Below are 17,672 nucleotides of genomic sequence, written 5' to 3'. Positions count from 1 at the left end.
CGCGAATGCGGTGGGTCATCCAATCATTCAGTGACTGACACACCGCATTCGCGAGCAAGCCCGCTCCCACCGGGAATCTCCATCTGGCCTGCCATTGCGGGCATATCCATTAGCGACAGGCGCTTTTGCTTGTTCTTGCAGCTCGCAGCCCATCGCTTGCCGCTGCGTTTGCCAAAACGCGCCATCCTTGTAGGGCAATCCCTACCCCCAACCTTCCATCCTGCTGAGGCGATTCTCTCCTGCGCCCCGATTTGCGTGGCTGGCGCCAGCCACTAGGCTTAATCCACAGCAGTTACCAATAACAAAGGTGTGGGTATGAGCCAGGTCGATTCAAACGCAGGGGCCAGTGACGTGCTGGTCAGCTTTCGTGGAGTGCAGAAGAGCTACGACGGCGAGAACCTGATCGTCAAAGACCTCAACCTGGACATTCGCAAAGGCGAGTTCTTGACCCTGCTCGGGCCGTCCGGCTCGGGCAAGACCACCAGCCTGATGATGCTCGCCGGGTTCGAAACCCCGACCGCCGGTGAAATCCTCCTCGCCGGTCGTGCAATCAACAACGTGCCGCCGCACAAGCGCGACATCGGCATGGTGTTCCAGAACTACGCGCTGTTCCCGCACATGACCGTGGCCGAGAACCTCGCCTTCCCGTTGACCGTCCGAGGCCTGAACAAGAGCGACGTCAGCGACAAGGTCAAGAAAGTCCTGAGCATGGTCCAGCTCGACGCCTTCGCTTCGCGTTATCCGGCGCAACTCTCCGGCGGTCAGCAACAGCGTGTGGCACTGGCCCGCGCACTGGTGTTCGAGCCGCAACTGGTGCTGATGGACGAACCGCTGGGCGCACTCGACAAGCAATTGCGCGAACACATGCAGATGGAGATCAAGCACCTGCACCAGCGCCTCGGCGTGACAGTGGTCTACGTGACCCACGACCAGGGCGAAGCGCTGACCATGTCCGACCGCGTCGCCGTGTTTCATCAGGGCGAGATCCAGCAGATCGCCCCGCCGCGCACGCTTTACGAAGAACCGAAAAACACCTTCGTCGCCAACTTCATCGGCGAGAACAACCGCCTCAACGGCCGACTGCTCAGCCAGAGCGGCGAGCGCTGCGTGGTCGAGCTGGGTCGGGGCGAGAAGGTCGAGGCGCTGGCGGTCAACGTAGGCCAGGCCGGCGAACCGGTGACCCTGTCGATTCGTCCGGAGCGCGTCAGCCTCAACGGTTCGAGCGACCAATGTGTCAACCGCTTCTCAGGGAGGGTGGCGGAATTCATCTATCTGGGCGACCACGTCCGGGTGCGCCTGGAAGTCTGCGGCAAGACCGACTTCTTCGTGAAACAACCGATTGCCGAGCTCGATCCAGCGCTCGCGGTCGGCGACGTGGTTCCGCTTGGCTGGCAGGTCGAGCACGTTCGCGCACTCGATCCTCTTCTAGAGGCGCACTAAGCGCCCCGGCAATACCAACACCAACCCTGCACGTGGAGAGAACAATAAATGTTGAGATCCCTGAAGTTCACCGCCCTGACCCTGGGCCTGATGGGTGCGGCAAGCGCAATGGCCGCTGGCCCCGATTTGACCGTGGTGTCGTTTGGCGGGGCGAACAAGGCGGCGCAAGTCAAAGCCTTCTACGCACCGTGGGAAGCGGCGGGCAACGGCAAGATCGTTGCCGGCGAGTACAACGGCGAAATGGCCAAGGTCAAAGCCATGGTCGACACCAAGAGCGTGTCGTGGGATCTGGTGGAAGTTGAATCGCCGGAGCTGTCCCGTGGTTGCGATGAAGACATGTTCGAGCAACTCGACCCGGCACTGTTCGGCAAAACCGAAGATTACGTCAAAGGCGCGATTCAGCCATGCGGCGTGGGCTTCTTCGTCTGGTCGACCGTGCTCGCGTACAACGCCGACAAGCTGAAAACCGCGCCAACCAGTTGGGCTGATTTCTGGGACACCAAGAAATTCCCGGGTAAACGCGGCCTGCGCAAAGGCGCCAAGTACACCCTGGAATTCGCGCTGATGGCCGACGGTGTTGCACCGAAAGACGTCTATAAAGAGCTGGCGAGCAAGGGTGGGCAGGATCGCGCGTTCAAGAAGCTCGATGAACTCAAGCCGAACATTCAGTGGTGGGAGGCTGGTGCCCAGCCGCCGCAATACCTCGCCTCCGGTGACGTGGTCATGAGCTCGGCCTACAACGGTCGCATCGCCGCCGTGCAGAAAGAATCCAACCTGAAAGTGGTGTGGAACGGCGGCATCTACGACTTCGACGCGTGGGCTATCCCGAAAGGTCTGGACGCCAAGCGTGCCGAAGCGGCGAAGAAATTCATCGCCTACTCGGTGCAGCCGCAGCAGCAGAAGACCTACTCGGAAAACATCGCTTACGGCCCGGCCAACACTCAAGCCGTACCGCTGCTGGCCAAGGAAGTCTTGAAAGACATGCCGACCACCCCGGAAAACATCGCCAACCAGGTGCAGATCGACGTCAGCTTCTGGGCTGACAACGGCGAGCAGCTGGAACAGCGCTTCAATTCCTGGGCTGCGAAATAATCCGAGAGCTTGCTCTCCTGTGGGAGCGGGCTTGCTCGCGAAAGCATCAGCACATTCAACATTGATGTCGACTGATGCGCCGCCTTCGCGAGCAAGCCCGCTCCCACATTTGGATTTGTGTGCACCAATCGATCGAGGTGGTTCGCCACCTCTGTAACGATCAAAGATTTGCGGAGTACGTCATGGCCATCGCCGTTCCCCTGAACGAGGGCGCCAGCCCCACCTTGAAGCAGAAGCTCAAGCGCGCCGAGCGGGTCAACCGCTGGAAGGCCCAGGCGTTGATTGCGCCGCTGGTGCTGTTTCTGTTGCTGGTGTTCCTGGTGCCCATCGTGGCGCTGCTCTACAAAAGCGTCGGCAACCCGGAAGTGGTCGGCGGTATGCCGCGCACCGTGGCGGCCATCGCCAGTTGGGACGGCCGCGGCCTACCGGCTGAACCGGTGTACAAAGCGGCTGGCGAAGACCTCGCCGAAGCCCGCAAAAACCAGACCTTGGGCGATCTGTCCAAGCGCTTGAATATGGAGTTGGCCGGCTATCGCAGCCTGCTGACCAAAACGGCCCGGGCGCTGCCATTTGCCAGCGAACCGGTCTCTTATAAAGAAGCCCTCGAAGCGCTCGACGAGCGTTGGGGCGATCCGGCGTACTGGCAAGCGGTCAAACGCAACACCAGCAGTATCACGCCTTACTACTTGCTGGCGGCGGTGGATCACCGTATCGATGATCTCGGCGAACTGGCCCCGGCCACCCCGGATCAGGCGATCTACCTCGACATCTTCGCCCGCACGTTCTGGATGGGCCTGGTCATCACCGTGATCTGTCTGGTTCTCGCTTATCCATTGGCCTACCTGCTGGCCAACTTGCCATCGCGGCAGAGCAACCTGCTGATGATTCTGGTGCTGTTGCCGTTCTGGACCTCGATTCTGGTGCGGGTCGCGGCGTGGATCGTGTTGCTGCAATCGGGCGGATTGATCAACAGCGCGCTGCTGGCCATGGGCATTATCGATAAGCCGCTGGAACTGGTGTTCAACCGCACCGGCGTCTACATCTCGATGGTGCACATCCTGCTGCCGTTCATGATTCTGCCGATCTACAGCGTGATGAAAGGCATCTCGCCGACCTACATGCGCGCCGCCATTTCGCTGGGCTGCCACCCGTTCGCCAGTTTCTGGCGGGTGTATTTCCCGCAGACCTACGCCGGTGTCGGCGCCGGTTGCCTGTTGGTGTTCATCCTCGCCATCGGCTACTACATCACCCCGGCGCTGCTCGGCAGCCCGAACGATCAAATGGTCAGCTACTTCGTCGCGTTCTATACCAACACCAGCATCAACTGGGGCATGGCCACTGCGCTGGGCGGCTTGTTGCTGCTGGCGACCGTGGTGCTTTATCTGATCTACAGCTGGCTGGTGGGCGCCAGTCGCCTGCGCCTGAGCTAAGGGGAATTTGAAATGCTGAGTCCTTACATGTCACCCATCGAACGGGTGTGGTTCTACAGCTTGCGGATCCTCTGCGGCCTGATCCTGCTGTTCCTGATTCTGCCGGTGCTGGTGATCGTGCCGCTGTCGTTCAACTCCGGCAGTTTCCTGGTGTATCCGCTGCAGGGCTTTTCCCTGCAGTGGTATCACGACTTCTTCGCTTCGGCAGAGTGGATGCGCGCGCTGAAGAACAGCATCATCGTCGCCCCGGCGGCCACGGTACTGGCGATGGTCTTCGGCACGCTGGCGGCGATCGGCCTGACACGTGGCGACTTCCCCGGCAAATCCCTGGTGATGGCGCTGGTGATTTCGCCGATGGTGGTGCCGGTGGTGATCATTGGTGTGGCGAGTTATCTGTTCTTCGCGCCGCTGGGGCTGGGCAACAGCTTCTTCTCGTTGATCGTGGTGCACGCGGTGCTCGGTGTGCCGTTCGTGATCATCACCGTGTCGGCGACGTTGCAGGGGTTCAACCACAATCTGGTACGCGCTGCGGCGAGTCTTGGTGCATCGCCACTGACGGCGTTCCGCCGGGTGACCCTGCCGCTGATTGCGCCGGGGGTGATTTCCGGGGCGCTGTTTGCCTTTGCCACTTCGTTCGATGAAGTGGTAGTGACGCTGTTCCTCGCCGGCCCCGAACAAGCGACCTTGCCACGGCAGATGTTCAGCGGCATTCGCGAGAACCTCAGTCCGACGATTGCGGCGGCGGCAACCTTGCTGATCGCCTTCTCCGTCATCCTGTTGCTGACCCTTGAATGGCTGCGCGGTCGCAGCGAGAAACTACGTACCGCCCAAGTCTGAGGACGAACCCGGTCAAAACTGTGGGAGGGGGCTTGCTCCCGAAAGCGGTGGATCAGTTGAAGCAGATGTCGACTGACACACCGCTTTCGGGAGCAAGCCCCCTCCCACATCAGAGGTATATAGGCCTTTCCACTCAGTCATTCATGGAGTGAATACCAGACAACCCCAAACCCTCAGCTACGCTTGTGCTCAGCTCCCACATCTATAAGAGGCTGCGCACAATGAGTCTGTCCCAGTTCAAAATCGCTCACAAACTGATCACCGGCGCCGGGGCCATCGAGCAACTGGCCGCCGAACTCACCCGCCTCGACATCGACAACCCGCTGATTGTCACCGACGCCGCGCTGGTCAAGTCCGGCACCGTGGAGCTGGCGCTGTGTCAATTGGGCGGGCGCGAGTACGAGATTTTTGACCGGGTGCTGCCGGATCCGGAAATCGCCATCGTCGAAGATTGCATGCGCGTGTATCGCGAGGGCGGGCATGACGGCTTGATCGGTCTCGGCGGCGGCAGTGCCATCGACATCGCCAAGAGTGTCGCCGCGTATGCCGGATACCACGGCGAGCTGGAAGATCTGTTCGGCGTCGACCAGGTGCCACGCAAAGGTCCGCCACTGATCGCTATCCCGACCACTGCTGGCACCGGTTCGGAAGTGACCAACGTGGCGATTCTTTCCGACAAGGTCGCGCAACTGAAGAAAGGTATCGTCAGCGATTTTCTGTTGCCGGACGTGGCGCTGGTCAGCCCGCAGATGACCCTGACCTGCCCGCGCAGCGTCACCGCCGCCAGCGGCGTCGATGCGCTGGTGCATGCCATCGAATCCTATCTGTCGGTCAATGCTTCGCCGATCACTGACTCGCTGGCGCTCGGTGCAATCAAGTTGATCGCCCGGTCGTTGCCCAAGGCCTACGCCAATGGCGCCAATCTCCAGGCCCGTGAAGACATGGCCACCGCCAGCCTGATGGCCGGCATGGCGTTCGGCAATGCCGGGGTCGGCGCGGTGCATGCGTTGGCCTATCCACTGGGCGGGCGCTTCAACATTGCCCATGGCGTCAGTAATGCCTTGCTGCTGCCGTATGTCATGACCTGGAACAAGATGGCCTGCGTCGAGCGCATGCAGGATATCGCCGAAGCCATGGGGGTGAAGACCGCTCATCTGAGCGCCACTGAGGCGGCAGACAAAGCCGTGCAGGCCATGGCCGAGCTGTGCGCGGCGGTGGAAATTCCGGCCGGGCTGCGCAGTTTCGGTGTGCCCGAGGAGGCGATCCCGGCCATGGCCGTGGAGGCCGCGGGAATCGAGCGTCTGATGCGCAACAACCCGCGCAAGCTCAGCGCTGCGGATATCGAGAAGATCTACCGAGCGGCGTACTGATCATCGCGGTCACGGTGCGCGCACGGAAACTTGAGGTATACAATGCGCGCCATCGTGATTTAGCTCAGAAAAGGTGCGTCATGCAGCCCTTCGTAATTGCTCCGTCGATTCTCTCCGCCGACTTCGCCCGCCTCGGCGAAGAAGTGGACAACGTTCTGGCCGCCGGTGCCGACTTCGTCCACTTCGATGTCATGGACAACCACTACGTGCCGAACCTGACCATCGGCCCGATGGTCTGCGCCGCACTGCGCAAGTACGGCATCACCGCGCCAATCGACGCGCACCTGATGGTCAGCCCGGTGGATCGCATCGTCGGCGACTTCATCGAGGCTGGCGCGACCTACATCACCTTCCACCCGGAAGCCACGCTGCACGTCGATCGTTCGCTGCAACTGATCCGTGAAGGCGGCTGCAAATCCGGTCTGGTGTTCAACCCGGCGACCCCGCTGGACGTGCTCAAGTACGTGATCGACAAGGTCGACATGGTCTTGCTGATGAGCGTCAACCCGGGCTTCGGCGGGCAGAAGTTCATCCCCGGCACCCTCGACAAACTGCGCGAAGCGCGGGCGATCATCGATGCCTCGGGCCGCGACATCCGTCTGGAAATCGACGGCGGCGTCAACGTCAACAATATCCGTGAAATCGCCGCGGCCGGTGCTGACACCTTCGTCGCCGGCTCGGCGATCTTCAATGCGCCGAACTATCAGGAAGTCATCGACAAGATGCGTTCCGAACTGGCGCTGGCGCGCCCATGAGCGGTTTTGAGCAGCTGTTCCCCGGGCAACTGCCACGGTTGGTGATGTTCGATCTTGATGGCACGCTGATCGACTCGGTTCCCGACCTGGCGGCAGCGGTGGACACCATGCTGCTCTCCCTCGGTCGCAAGCCCGCCGGCATCGAGGCGGTGCGCGAGTGGGTCGGCAACGGCGCACCGGTGCTGGTGCGCCGGGCATTGGCCGGTGGCATCGATCATTCGGCGGTGGATGACGTCGAAGCCGAGCACGCACTGGAAGTGTTCATGGAGGCCTACGGCGCCAGCCATGAGCTGACCGTGGTCTATCCCGGCGTGCGCGACACCCTCAAGTGGCTGCACAAGCAGGGCGTGGCGATGGCGCTGATCACCAACAAGCCCGAGCGTTTTGTCGCGCCGTTGCTGGATCAGATGAAGATCGGCCGCTACTTCAAATGGATCATCGGTGGCGATACTCTGCCGCAGAAGAAGCCTGACCCGGCGGCACTGTTCTTCGTGATGAAGATGGCCAACATTCCGGCCTCGCAATCGTTGTTCGTCGGCGATTCGCGCAGCGACGTACTGGCGGCGAAAGCGGCGGGGGTCAAGTGCGTGGCGCTGAGCTACGGCTACAACCACGGCCGCCCGATTGCCGAAGAATCCCCGGCACTGGTGATCGACGATCTGCGCAAGCTAATTCCCGGTTGCCTCGGTACAGCCGCTGAGATAACGTTGCCCGACGCTGCTCAATCCCATTCTGGAAACGCCATCGTGGTGGTCACCCGCAAACTCTGGATGAAAGTCATCAAGGCCCTGGCCCGCTGGCGTTGGCGCGCCTGACTGTTTCCTGGCCGGCTTGCCGGCGCGTTTGCACACCTGACTGTTAGCACCTCACACCACGAGGCACCTCATGATCCGCGAAGAATTCCTGCGCTTGGCCGCTGACGGCTACAACCGCATTCCGTTGGCCTGCGAAACCCTGGCCGACTTCGATACGCCGCTGTCGATCTACCTGAAACTGGCTGACCAGCCCAACTCCTACCTGCTCGAATCGGTGCAAGGCGGCGAAAAATGGGGCCGTTACTCGATCATCGGCCTGCCGTGCCGCACCGTGCTGCGGGTGCACGACCATCACGTGAGCATCACCGTCGATGGCGTCGAGACCGAAAGCCATGACGTCGAAGACCCGCTGGCTTTCGTCGAAACCTTCAAGGCCCGTTACAACGTGCCGACCATCGCCGGTCTGCCGCGTTTCAACGGTGGCCTGGTCGGTTACTTCGGTTACGACTGCGTGCGCTACGTGGAGAAGCGTCTGGGCAAATGCCCGAACCCGGATCCGCTGGGCGTGCCGGACATTCTGCTGATGGTCTCCGATGCGGTAGTGGTGTTCGACAACCTCGCCGGCAAGATGCATGCAATCGTGCTGGCCGACCCGGCGCAAGCCGATGCTTACGAACAGGGCCAGGCGCAATTGCAGGGACTGCTGGAGAAACTGCGCCAGCCGATCACCCCGCGCCGTGGCCTGGATTTCAGCAAGCAGCAAGCGGCTGACCCGGTATTCCGCTCCAGTTTTACTCAGGACGATTACGAAAAAGCCGTCGACACCATCAAGGAGTACATTCTCGCCGGTGACTGCATGCAGGTCGTGCCGTCGCAGCGCATGTCGATCGACTTCAAGGCCGCGCCGATCGATCTGTACCGCGCCCTGCGTTGCTTCAACCCGACGCCGTACATGTACTTCTTCAACTTCGGCGACTTCCATGTTGTCGGCAGTTCGCCGGAAGTGCTGGTGCGGGTGGAAGACAACCTGATCACCGTGCGCCCGATTGCCGGTACGCGGCCGCGTGGCGCTACCGAAGAAGCGGATCTGGCGCTGGAAGAAGATCTGCTGTCGGACGACAAAGAGATTGCCGAACACTTGATGCTGATCGACCTCGGTCGTAACGACACGGGTCGGGTTTCGGAAATCGGCTCGGTGAAACTCACCGAGAAAATGGTTATCGAGCGCTATTCCAACGTGATGCACATCGTCTCCAACGTCACCGGCCAGTTGAAGGCCGGGCTGACGGCGATGGACGCGTTGCGGGCGATTCTGCCGGCGGGCACCTTGTCTGGCGCACCGAAGATCCGCGCGATGGAAATCATCGACGAGCTGGAACCGGTCAAGCGTGGCGTGTATGGCGGTGCAGTCGGTTACTTCGCCTGGAACGGCAACATGGACACCGCGATTGCGATTCGCACCGCCGTGATCAAGAACGGCGAACTGCACGTGCAGGCCGGTGGCGGCATCGTTGCCGATTCGGTGCCGGCGCTGGAATGGGAAGAAACCCTGAACAAGCGTCGGGCGATGTTCCGTGCCGTGGCATTGGCCGAGCAAACCCCGGACGCCTGATCCAAGCAAAACCCTGTAGGAGTGAGCCTGCTCGCGATTTCGGTCTGACATTCTCCTTAATGTTGACTGTTCCACCGCCATCGCGAGCAGGCTCACTCCTACATTTGATTGTGTTCAGCCATAAAAAAAAGCGGCGCCTGTGAGGGCGCCGCGCTTTTTATGCCTGCGCTAACCCTGCAGGAGCTGGCGTAGCCTGCGATTTTTTGCTTTTCAGCTTTAGAAATCGAGGATGACCCCGACGTTCACCCCCTGCTGGGTAAAGTCGTCATCCTTGCGCACGTTGTAGCTGGCGCGCAACGCCAAATCCTGCGTGAGCTTGTGGCTCACACCCAGGTTCAGGCGATTGAGGTTGGTCTGCGGCTCGTAGCCTTCGAGCTTGAAGCGGTTGTTCGGCAGGCTGTTGAGGTTGATGGTCAGATCCTGGCGGTCGTCGTTGTACTCACGCTCGTGGGCGAATTCGCCGAACACTTCGGTTTGTGCGGTGATCTGGTACTTGCCCTGGATGCCCACGCCCAGACGCCGCGAGTTGCGCGACTGGTCATCGAAGGTCAGCGCTGTGGAGTCCGCGCCTTTTTCCGAGTAACCGTCGACCTCGACCTTGCCAAAATCGGCGCTGACGAACGGCGACAGGTGCCACGGGCTGCTGGCCTGTTGCGCGATGTCGTAACCGATACGGCCACTGATCGCCAGCACGTAACCGTCGGTATTGCCTTTCTCTCCGCGCTCGTTGACCCCGAGCTGGAATTTACGCTTGAGGCTGTCGTAGTCGAGTTTGCCCGCGGTCATCGCCAGATCGCCCCACCAGCGGTTTTGCTGGTACTGGGCGAACGCGGTGCCCATGTAGGAATTGAGCTTGTATTCCGAATCGGCGTCGCCGGCTTCGAGTTTCTGGTTATAGAAGCCTGCGGCCAAACCGACGCGCCAGGCTTCGTTGACGCGATAGCTGCCGCCGATGTTCAGGTTGTAGCCGTTGCCATCGGCACTGGCGGCGCTGTGCTGGCCGTCGAAGTCCTGATGTTGACCGCCACCGGCAACGATGGCGCGCCATTGGCCCACGGCTTGCCAGTTTTCCCAATCGGCCAGCCATTGGTTACGCAGTTCATCCTGATGCGCGCGCAGCGAACCTTGGGCCATTTCCGGCAGCAGGGTCAGTTCCCAAGGAGCGGCCAGCAGCGAATAGGCGTAGTCGGCAATCAAGCGCTGGCCGGCTTCGGTGGGGTGCACCGAGTCGTTGTAGATCAACTTGGTCGGATCCGGTGTGGCGCTGTTGATGCCATATCGGGCGTTCTCGGTGCAGCTGTTGCCGCTGAAGCAGGTGGCCGTCAGGTTCTGGTCGGTCGCGAGGCCGAACTGCGCCGGGTTGGCAAAGGCTTCTTTGAGCAGCACCGGAATGTTCAGTGGAATGATTTCGGCGTTGATGCCCTGCAGCTGGCTGACCAGTTCGGTGTTGAACTGGGCGCTGAGCTGCGAGGTGAAGCCCTGCAGCGGCGAGCCGTTGATGGCCGGGGTCAGGCCGATGTCCGGCAGCAGCCAGACCATGATGTATTTGGCGCCGGCGCCTTGCAGCGTGCGGGCGCTGTCGGCCAGGCGATCGGCCGCGGCGCTGGCCTGATCGAGACTGAGCACGCGGCCTTGAAGGAAATCGTTGCCGCCCCCGGACAGGTAATACAGCGCGTTCGGGTCGGCACGGAAGCCGTTCGATGGCAGATAACCGCTGCGAGTGCGTTCGCCGGTGGCGGACTGCGTGGTGATCGAGTCGAGAATCTGGTCGGTCCGGTAGCCGCCCACCGCCCAGTTGTTGCCATCGGCCAGACCTTCACCGGCACGCACGGCCGATGACGAGGAGGCGGTCTGATCGGGGCTGAAACCGAGTTTGCCGCCGATGATCTGGGTGGCGTTGAGGTCGCGGTTTTCCCCGGTGCCGTCCTTGTACAGCGGGCCGGTGCGGTTGGTGTAGCGTTGCGTGGCGCCGGCCGGCCCGCCGCTGTCCCTGAAGGTACCGGCATCGTTCAGGCTGTCACCGAAGACGATGAATTTGGAATAGGGCGCGGGTGCTGCGTACGCCTGGGCGCAAGCCATGGCGAGCAGGCAACCGGCAAGCGGTACAAACAACGTCTGTTTGATCATGAGCAAGTCCGTTTATTTATTGTTGTAGGTGAACGAAACGACAGTACCAAAAACTCCCGGCGTTTTGCCATCGGTCGCGAAGCCTCCCTTAGTTTTGTCCCCCGTCAGCCCCACCATATTGCACGCTCTGCCCAGCTAAGTTACTGTGCCGGAACGTATGAACGAGACCTTCCCCGTGTTGATCGTCAGCAAACTTCTGGATCAAGTCATCAAGGCACACGCCCGTTGGCGTTGGCGCGCCTGAATCTTTTCTGCCGGCCCCGCCGGATCTGTATCGCTTTGCCTTCCTTGCCCGTTTGAAATGCCGCTGTGCCGACGCCCTCTGCGCGTCCGACATCGTGCAGCGCCCTGCGGGCAAGTCATCTGAAGGCTGTCTTCAAGTCAGAATTCAAGAGGTTCGAAACGCCATGTTGCTGATGATCGACAACTACGACTCCTTTACTTACAACGTTGTGCAGTACCTCGGCGAGCTGGGTGCCGAGGTCAAAGTCGTGCGCAACGACGAACTGACCATCGCCGAAATCGAAGCGCTCAACCCGGAGCGCATCGTGGTTTCCCCAGGCCCGTGTACGCCGACTGAAGCCGGCATCTCCATCGAAGCCATCAAACACTTCGCCGGCAAACTGCCGATCCTCGGCGTTTGCCTTGGCCATCAGTCCATCGGTCAGGCCTTTGGCGGCGATGTCGTGCGTGCCCGTCAGGTGATGCACGGTAAGACTAGCCCGGTATTCCATGAGGACAAGGGCGTTTTCGCCGGTCTGAATCATCCGCTGACGGTTACCCGCTACCACTCGCTGATCGTCAAGCACGATACTTTGCCCGAGTGCCTGGAGCTGACCGCATGGACCCAGCACGACGACGGCTCGGTCGACGAAATCATGGGCCTGCGGCACAAGACCCTGAACATTGAGGGCGTACAGTTCCACCCTGAGTCGATCCTGACCGAACAGGGCCATGAACTGTTTGCCAACTTCCTCAAACAAACCGGCGGCACGCGCTAAGGACTCCCATGAATATCAAGACAGCCCTGAGCCGTATCGTCGAGCACCTCGACCTCAGCACAGAAGAAATGCGCGACGTGATGCGCGAAATCATGACCGGTCAATGCACCGAAGCGCAGATCGGCGCGTTCATGATGGCCATGCGCATGAAGAGCGAGAGCATCGACGAAATCGTCGGTGCCGTTTCGGTGATGCGTGAGCTGGCCGATCAGGTCGAACTCAAGACCCTCGACGGCGTGGTCGACGTGGTCGGTACCGGCGGTGACGGTGCGAACATTTTCAACGTGTCGACGGCATCCGCGTTTGTCGTCGCGGCAGCCGGTTGCACCGTGGCCAAGCACGGCAACCGTGCGGTGTCGGGCAAGAGCGGCAGCGCCGACTTGCTGGAAGCCGCCGGTATCTATCTGAACCTGACGCCGGTGCAGGTGGCCCGTTGCATCGACAACGTCGGCATCGGTTTCATGTTTGCCCAGACCCACCACAAAGCCATGAAGTACGCCGCCGGCCCGCGCCGCGATCTTGGCTTGCGTACGCTGTTCAACATGCTCGGCCCGCTTACGAATCCGGCCGGTGTCAAACATCAGGTGGTGGGCGTGTTTACGCCTGCGCTGTGCCGGCCATTGGCCGAAGTCTTGCAGCGTCTTGGCAGCAAGCACGTACTGGTGGTGCATTCGAAGGACGGTCTGGACGAGTTCAGTCTTGCCGCGCCGACCTTCGTCGCTGAGCTGAAGAACAACGAGATCACTGAGTATTGGGTCGAGCCGGAAGACCTGGGCATGAAGAGTCAGAGCCTGCACGGTCTCTCGGTCGAAGGCCCGGAAGCGTCGCTGGCGCTGATCCGCGATGCACTGGGTAAGCGCAAGACCGAAAACGGCCAGAAAGCCGCTGAAATGATTGTGCTCAATGCCGGTGCAGCGCTCTACGCCGCCGATCTGGCGACCAGTCTCAAAGAAGGCGTGGCGCTTGCGCATGATGCTCTGCACACCGGTCTTGCTCGGGAAAAACTCGAGGAGTTGGGTGCCTTTACCGCGGTATTCAAAGTGGAGAATGAGGGATGAGTGTACCGACGGTTCTGGAAAACATTCTGGCGCGCAAAGTTCAGGAAGTCGCCGAGCGCAGCGCTCGCGTCAGCCTGAACGAGCTGGAAAGTCTGGCCAAGGCGGCCGATGCACCCCGTGGTTTTGCCCAGGCACTGCTGGCTCAGGCCAAGAAGAAACAACCGGCGGTGATTGCTGAAATCAAGAAGGCTTCGCCGAGCAAAGGTGTGATTCGCGAGAATTTCGTGCCTGCCGATATCGCCAAGAGCTACGAGAAGGGCGGTGCGACCTGTCTTTCCGTGTTGACCGATATCGACTACTTCCAGGGCGCCGATGCCTACCTGCAACAGGCCCGCGCCGCGTGCAAATTGCCGGTGATCCGCAAGGACTTCATGATCGATCCGTACCAGATCGTCGAAGCCCGCGCGCTGGGCGCCGACTGCGTGCTGTTGATCGTCTCCGCACTGGACGACGTGAAAATGGCTGAGCTGGCCTCGGTCGCCAAAGACGTCGGTCTCGACGTGCTGGTGGAAGTGCATGACGGCGATGAGCTGGAACGCGCGCTGAAAACTCTCGACACGCCACTGGTCGGGGTCAACAACCGCAACCTGCACACCTTCGACGTCAGCCTGGAAACCACCCTTGACCTGCTGCCGCGCATCCCGCGCGACCGTATGGTGATTACCGAGAGCGGCATCCTCAACCGTGCCGATGTCGAGCTGATGGAAATCAGCGACGTTTATGCGTTCCTGGTCGGCGAAGCGTTCATGCGCGCGGAAAGCCCGGGCACCGAACTGCAGCGCCTGTTCTTCCCGGAGCGTGGCGTTCCGGTCAGCGGTTCGACCCTCGACTGATTGCCGTTAGACCGAGTCGACCCCTTCGCGAGCAAGCCCGCTCCCACATTTGGAATGCATTTCCCCCTGTGGGAGCGGGCTTGCTCGCGAAAGGGCCTTCAAATTTCCCGAAGATTTACGATCTGCCGGAGTTCTCCATGTCGCTGCCAACCCCCCTGACCATCGAAGCCGGCCTCAAGGCCGAGCAAGACTTGCTGGCCTCGATCTGCGCCGGCGACGCCGAATTCGGTCTGCTGTTCTGGCAACCCAGCGATCGCGCTCTGGTCATGCCGCGCCGGCTCAATCGTCTGCCCGGTTTTGATCACGCCTGCGAAGTCTCCGCCGCCGCCGGTTGGCCAGTCTTGCTGCGGGAAACCGGCGGTGAACCGGTCCCGCAATCCGCTTCAACCATCAACATCGCGTTGGTCTACGCCCCGCCCCGCAGTGAAGGTGATCTGAATCGCATCGAAACCGGCTACCGGCGTCTGTGCGATCCGATCTGTGAGTTGCTGGATGAACTGGGCGGTGTGTCGTCGTTGGGCGAAATCGACGGCGCGTTCTGCGACGGTCGTTTCAACGTCAATCTCGACGGCCGCAAGATGGTCGGCACCGCTCAGCGCTGGCGCCAGAGTCAGGGCGGTCAGCGTCCGGTGGGTCTGGTGCACGGGGCGATGCTGATGGATAACGAGCGCGAGTCGATGGTTGCAGCGGTCAATCGCTTCAACGAGGCTTGCGGTCTGGAGCAGCGGGTGCGGGCCGAAAGCCACATCGCCCTGCATGAGAAGTTCGCCGCGCCAACGGCATTGGCGCGTCTGGATGAGCTGTTTCGTCTGATGCTGGCGCAGGTCTACAGCGCCTGATTTTGCGCGCTTAGCGCGTGCCGAAGACCACCATGGTCTTGCCTTTCACATCGACCAGGTTGCGTTCTTCAAGATCCTTGAGCACGCGACCGACCATCTCCCGCGAACAACCGACAATTCGGCCGATTTCCTGACGGGTTACCTTGATCTGCATGCCGTCCGGGTGAGTCATTGCGTCAGGCTGTTTGCACAACTCCAGCAGGCAGCGGGCTACGCGACCGGTGACGTCGAAGAACGCCAGATCGCCGACCTTGCGCGTGGTATTGCGCAGACGTTGGGCGATTTGTCCGCTGAGGACGTAAAGAATGTCTGGATCCTGCTGCGACAGTTCGCGGAACTTCACGTAGCTGATTTCGGCGATTTCACATTCAACCTTGGCCCGCACCCAGGCGCTGCGCTGCTGTTCCTGGCCCGCTTGTTCGAACAAACCCAGCTCGCCGAAGAAATCCCCGGCGTTGAGGTAGGCGATGATCATTTCGCGGCCGTCGTCATCTTCGATCAGGATGGTGACCGACCCTTTGATGATGAAGTACAGCGTGTCCGAGCGATCGCCGGCGCAGATGATGTTGCTCTTGGCCGCATGGCGACGACGCTGGCAGTGCATCAACAGCTTGTCGAGGTTCTTGATTTTGGGTGTGGGGGTAATAGCAACCATGGTTGTATCCCGAAAAGACTGCACGGTGATGTTTGATTTTTTTATGAGGCGCTGAAGGCGGTCGCTACACAGGCTGACAATTGGCGCCAGCGAATTGGCGCCAGCTTACCAGACACTTCGTCGAAAATTCGAGAAATTACCTACGCAGCAAAGGCATCGGTCCTAGGAACGCCGGGCGCTGTCAGAACAAACGCCTGTGCTAAGCTGGCGACCCTTTTTTCTACAGTGGAGTCTTGGCGATGAAGGCACGCATCCAATGGGCTGGCGAAGCCATGTTCCTCGGCGAATCCGGTAGCGGTCATGTTGTGGTCATGGACGGTCCGCCGGACGCTGGTGGTCGTAATCTGGGTGTCCGCCCGATGGAAATGCTCCTGCTGGGCGTTGGCGGTTGCAGCAACTTCGACGTGGTCAGCATCCTGAAGAAGTCGCGTCAGGCGGTTGAAAGCTGCGAAGCGTTCCTCGAAGCCGAGCGCGCGACCGAAGATCCGAAGGTGTTCACCAAGATCCACATGCACTTCGTGGTCAAGGGCCGGGCCCTGAAAGAAGCCCAGGTCAAACGCGCCATCGAACTGTCTGCCGAGAAGTATTGCTCGGCCTCGATCATGCTCGGCGCGGCCGGCGTGGTGATCACTCACGATTATGAAATCGTCGAGCTCGGTTGAATCGACATTCAACTATCATAAAAGCAGTGCAGACTCTGGCGATCCCTCGCTGACGTCTGCATAATGCGCCACTTTTTTCAGGGCAGTGATCGGTCAACCGACAGATCGTCCGCCTGAACAGATAACCAAAATCGCCATCGCGAAGAGGTGTTAACCGTCCTACGCAGGTGCGTTGTTCGCACTTGACGGGCATGCTTGATCACGCGGCTGCGCCGCATACATAGAGAGTTTTTAACGGTGAAAAGCAAACTCAAGCTCCACGGGTTCAATAACCTGACAAAGACCTTGAGCTTCAACATCTATGACATCTGCTACGCGGAAACCCCGCAAGACCAGCAGGCTTACGTCGAGTACATCAATCAAGAGTACAACGCCGAACGTCTGACGCAGATCCTCACGGAAGTTGTCGAAATCATTGGTGCCAACATTCTGAACATCGCGAGTCAGAACTATGAGCCTCAGGGTGCCAGCGTCACGATTCTGATCTCGGAAGAGCCGGTGACCCCGACAGACAGCCAGATCGAAGAGTCCCCGGGTCCATTGCCCGAAATCATCCTTGCCCACCTCGACAAGAGTCACATCACGGTGCATACCTATCCGGAAATCCATCCGGACGCCGGTATTGCGACGTTCCGTGTGGACATCGACGTGTCGACCTGTGGTGTCATTTCACCGCTTAAAGCGCTCAACTTCCTCATTCACCAGTTCGATTCGGACATCGTGACTGTGGACTACCGTGTGCGCGGCTTCACCCGTGACGTTGAAGGCAACAAGCACTTCATCGACCACGAGATCAACTCGATCCAGAACTACCTTTCCGAAGACACTCGCGACGCGTATCAGATGACCGACGTGAACGTGTACCAGGAAAACCTGTTCCACACCAAAATGCTGCTGAAGAACTTCGAACTGGATAACTACCTGTTCGGCGACGCCACCAGCAACCTGTCTTCCGAGCAGCGTGCTCAGGTGACCGAGCGTGTGAAACACGAAATGCTGGAAATCTTCTACGCGCGCAACATGCCCGCGTAAGATTCCCGTGTCTAGTCCTGAAATAGGTTTACACCTGTTTCACCCTAACGCCCGATGCACCGCATCGGGCGTTTTGTATTTCAAAGACAGGTGCGGACGCTCACCGTTGTAGATCGATACCGACTCACTCACCATCTTCTTCGCCTGCGTTAAATCCTGTGGTCGCTGGAGCAT

The 17,672-nt window shown here is 60.3% G+C and carries 16 protein-coding genes and 1 pseudogene; 14 read left to right on the top strand and 3 right to left on the bottom strand.

Annotated elements, in window-relative coordinates:
* The first annotated feature begins 315 nt into the window (after positions 1-315).
* The 8 genes from CKW11_RS10075 to trpE all read left to right on the top strand — a co-directional run bounded on the left by CKW11_RS10075 (position 316) and on the right by trpE (position 9,291).
* Positions 316-1,440 carry an ABC transporter ATP-binding protein gene (locus CKW11_RS10075; RefSeq protein ID WP_095137407.1) on the top strand — a complete coding sequence of 375 codons (1,125 nt, stop codon included), beginning with the start codon at positions 316-318 and terminating at the stop codon, positions 1,438-1,440.
* Between the two features lie 48 nt (positions 1,441-1,488).
* Positions 1,489-2,532 carry an ABC transporter substrate-binding protein gene (locus CKW11_RS10070; RefSeq protein ID WP_095137406.1) on the top strand — a complete coding sequence of 348 codons (1,044 nt, stop codon included), beginning with the start codon at positions 1,489-1,491 and terminating at the stop codon, positions 2,530-2,532.
* Between the two features lie 182 nt (positions 2,533-2,714).
* Positions 2,715-3,962 carry an ABC transporter permease gene (locus CKW11_RS10065; RefSeq protein ID WP_095137405.1) on the top strand — a complete coding sequence of 416 codons (1,248 nt, stop codon included), beginning with the start codon at positions 2,715-2,717 and terminating at the stop codon, positions 3,960-3,962.
* A 12-nt stretch (positions 3,963-3,974) separates the two neighbouring features.
* Positions 3,975-4,799: an ABC transporter permease gene (locus CKW11_RS10060; RefSeq protein ID WP_095137404.1), complete on the top strand. Its 825-nt coding sequence runs from the start codon at positions 3,975-3,977 to the stop codon at positions 4,797-4,799.
* 221 nt (positions 4,800-5,020) lie between these two features.
* The gene (locus tag CKW11_RS10055) at positions 5,021-6,169 is read left to right on the top strand and encodes an iron-containing alcohol dehydrogenase (protein WP_095137403.1); all 1,149 of its coding nucleotides are present in this window, start codon (positions 5,021-5,023) and stop codon (positions 6,167-6,169) included.
* Between the two features lie 80 nt (positions 6,170-6,249).
* A complete protein-coding gene (gene rpe / locus CKW11_RS10050; RefSeq protein WP_003228808.1) occupies positions 6,250-6,924 on the top strand; it encodes a ribulose-phosphate 3-epimerase in 675 nt (224 codons plus the stop codon).
* The gene (locus CKW11_RS10045) at positions 6,921-7,739 is read left to right on the top strand and encodes a phosphoglycolate phosphatase (RefSeq protein ID WP_095137402.1); all 819 of its coding nucleotides are present in this window, start codon (positions 6,921-6,923) and stop codon (positions 7,737-7,739) included. Before rpe ends, CKW11_RS10045 begins: the two co-directional genes overlap by 4 nt.
* Positions 7,740-7,809: 70 nt before the next feature.
* A complete protein-coding gene (trpE, locus tag CKW11_RS10040; protein WP_095137401.1) occupies positions 7,810-9,291 on the top strand; it encodes an anthranilate synthase component I in 1,482 nt (493 codons plus the stop codon).
* 216 nt (positions 9,292-9,507) lie between these two features.
* On the opposite strand, the gene estP is transcribed toward trpE, so the two are convergent.
* Positions 9,508-11,418, bottom strand: coding sequence for an esterase EstP (estP, locus tag CKW11_RS10035; RefSeq protein WP_095137400.1), 1,911 nt, complete (start codon positions 11,416-11,418; stop codon positions 9,508-9,510).
* Between the two features lie 407 nt (positions 11,419-11,825).
* On the opposite strand from estP, the gene CKW11_RS10030 reads away from it, so the two are divergent.
* The 4 genes from CKW11_RS10030 (at position 11,826) to CKW11_RS10015 (ending at position 15,149) form a co-directional block, all read left to right on the top strand.
* Positions 11,826-12,419, top strand: a complete 594-nt coding sequence (locus tag CKW11_RS10030) for an aminodeoxychorismate/anthranilate synthase component II (RefSeq protein ID WP_003228801.1) — start codon at positions 11,826-11,828, stop codon at positions 12,417-12,419.
* Positions 12,420-12,427: 8 nt separating this feature from the next.
* Positions 12,428-13,477: an anthranilate phosphoribosyltransferase gene (gene trpD / locus CKW11_RS10025; protein ID WP_003228800.1), complete on the top strand. Its 1,050-nt coding sequence runs from the start codon at positions 12,428-12,430 to the stop codon at positions 13,475-13,477.
* Positions 13,474-14,310 carry an indole-3-glycerol phosphate synthase TrpC gene (gene trpC, locus CKW11_RS10020; RefSeq protein ID WP_095137399.1) on the top strand — a complete coding sequence of 279 codons (837 nt, stop codon included), beginning with the start codon at positions 13,474-13,476 and terminating at the stop codon, positions 14,308-14,310. The genes trpD and trpC overlap by 4 nt, the downstream gene beginning before the upstream one ends.
* 137 nt (positions 14,311-14,447) lie before the next feature.
* Positions 14,448-15,149, top strand: coding sequence for a lipoate--protein ligase family protein (locus tag CKW11_RS10015; protein WP_095137398.1), 702 nt, complete (start codon positions 14,448-14,450; stop codon positions 15,147-15,149).
* Positions 15,150-15,159: 10 nt separating this feature from the next.
* On the opposite strand, the gene crp is transcribed toward CKW11_RS10015, so the two are convergent.
* Positions 15,160-15,804 carry a cAMP-activated global transcriptional regulator CRP gene (gene crp, locus CKW11_RS10010; RefSeq protein WP_007966430.1) on the bottom strand — a complete coding sequence of 215 codons (645 nt, stop codon included), beginning with the start codon at positions 15,802-15,804 and terminating at the stop codon, positions 15,160-15,162.
* 239 nt (positions 15,805-16,043) lie between these two features.
* Here crp and CKW11_RS10005 point away from each other — a divergent pair, with 239 nt between their 5' ends.
* Together CKW11_RS10005 and speD are read left to right on the top strand one after the other, a co-directional pair.
* Positions 16,044-16,466: an OsmC family protein gene (locus CKW11_RS10005; RefSeq protein ID WP_095137397.1), complete on the top strand. Its 423-nt coding sequence runs from the start codon at positions 16,044-16,046 to the stop codon at positions 16,464-16,466.
* Between the two features lie 237 nt (positions 16,467-16,703).
* On the top strand, positions 16,704-17,498 hold the full coding sequence (speD, locus tag CKW11_RS10000) for an adenosylmethionine decarboxylase (protein WP_027610737.1): 795 nt from the start codon (positions 16,704-16,706) through the stop codon (positions 17,496-17,498).
* Positions 17,499-17,509: 11 nt separating this feature from the next.
* Here speD and CKW11_RS09995 read toward each other — a convergent pair.
* Positions 17,510-17,672 (bottom strand): annotated as a pseudogene (locus CKW11_RS09995) (integrase core domain-containing protein); the annotation flags it as partial.

The sequence above is a fragment of the Pseudomonas sp. Irchel s3a10 genome, from assembly GCF_900187525.1.
GTDB lineage: Bacteria > Pseudomonadota > Gammaproteobacteria > Pseudomonadales > Pseudomonadaceae > Aquipseudomonas > Aquipseudomonas koreensis_G.
Note: the sequence above shows the minus strand (reverse complement) of the source record. Positions and strands in the feature narration are given on the sequence as shown.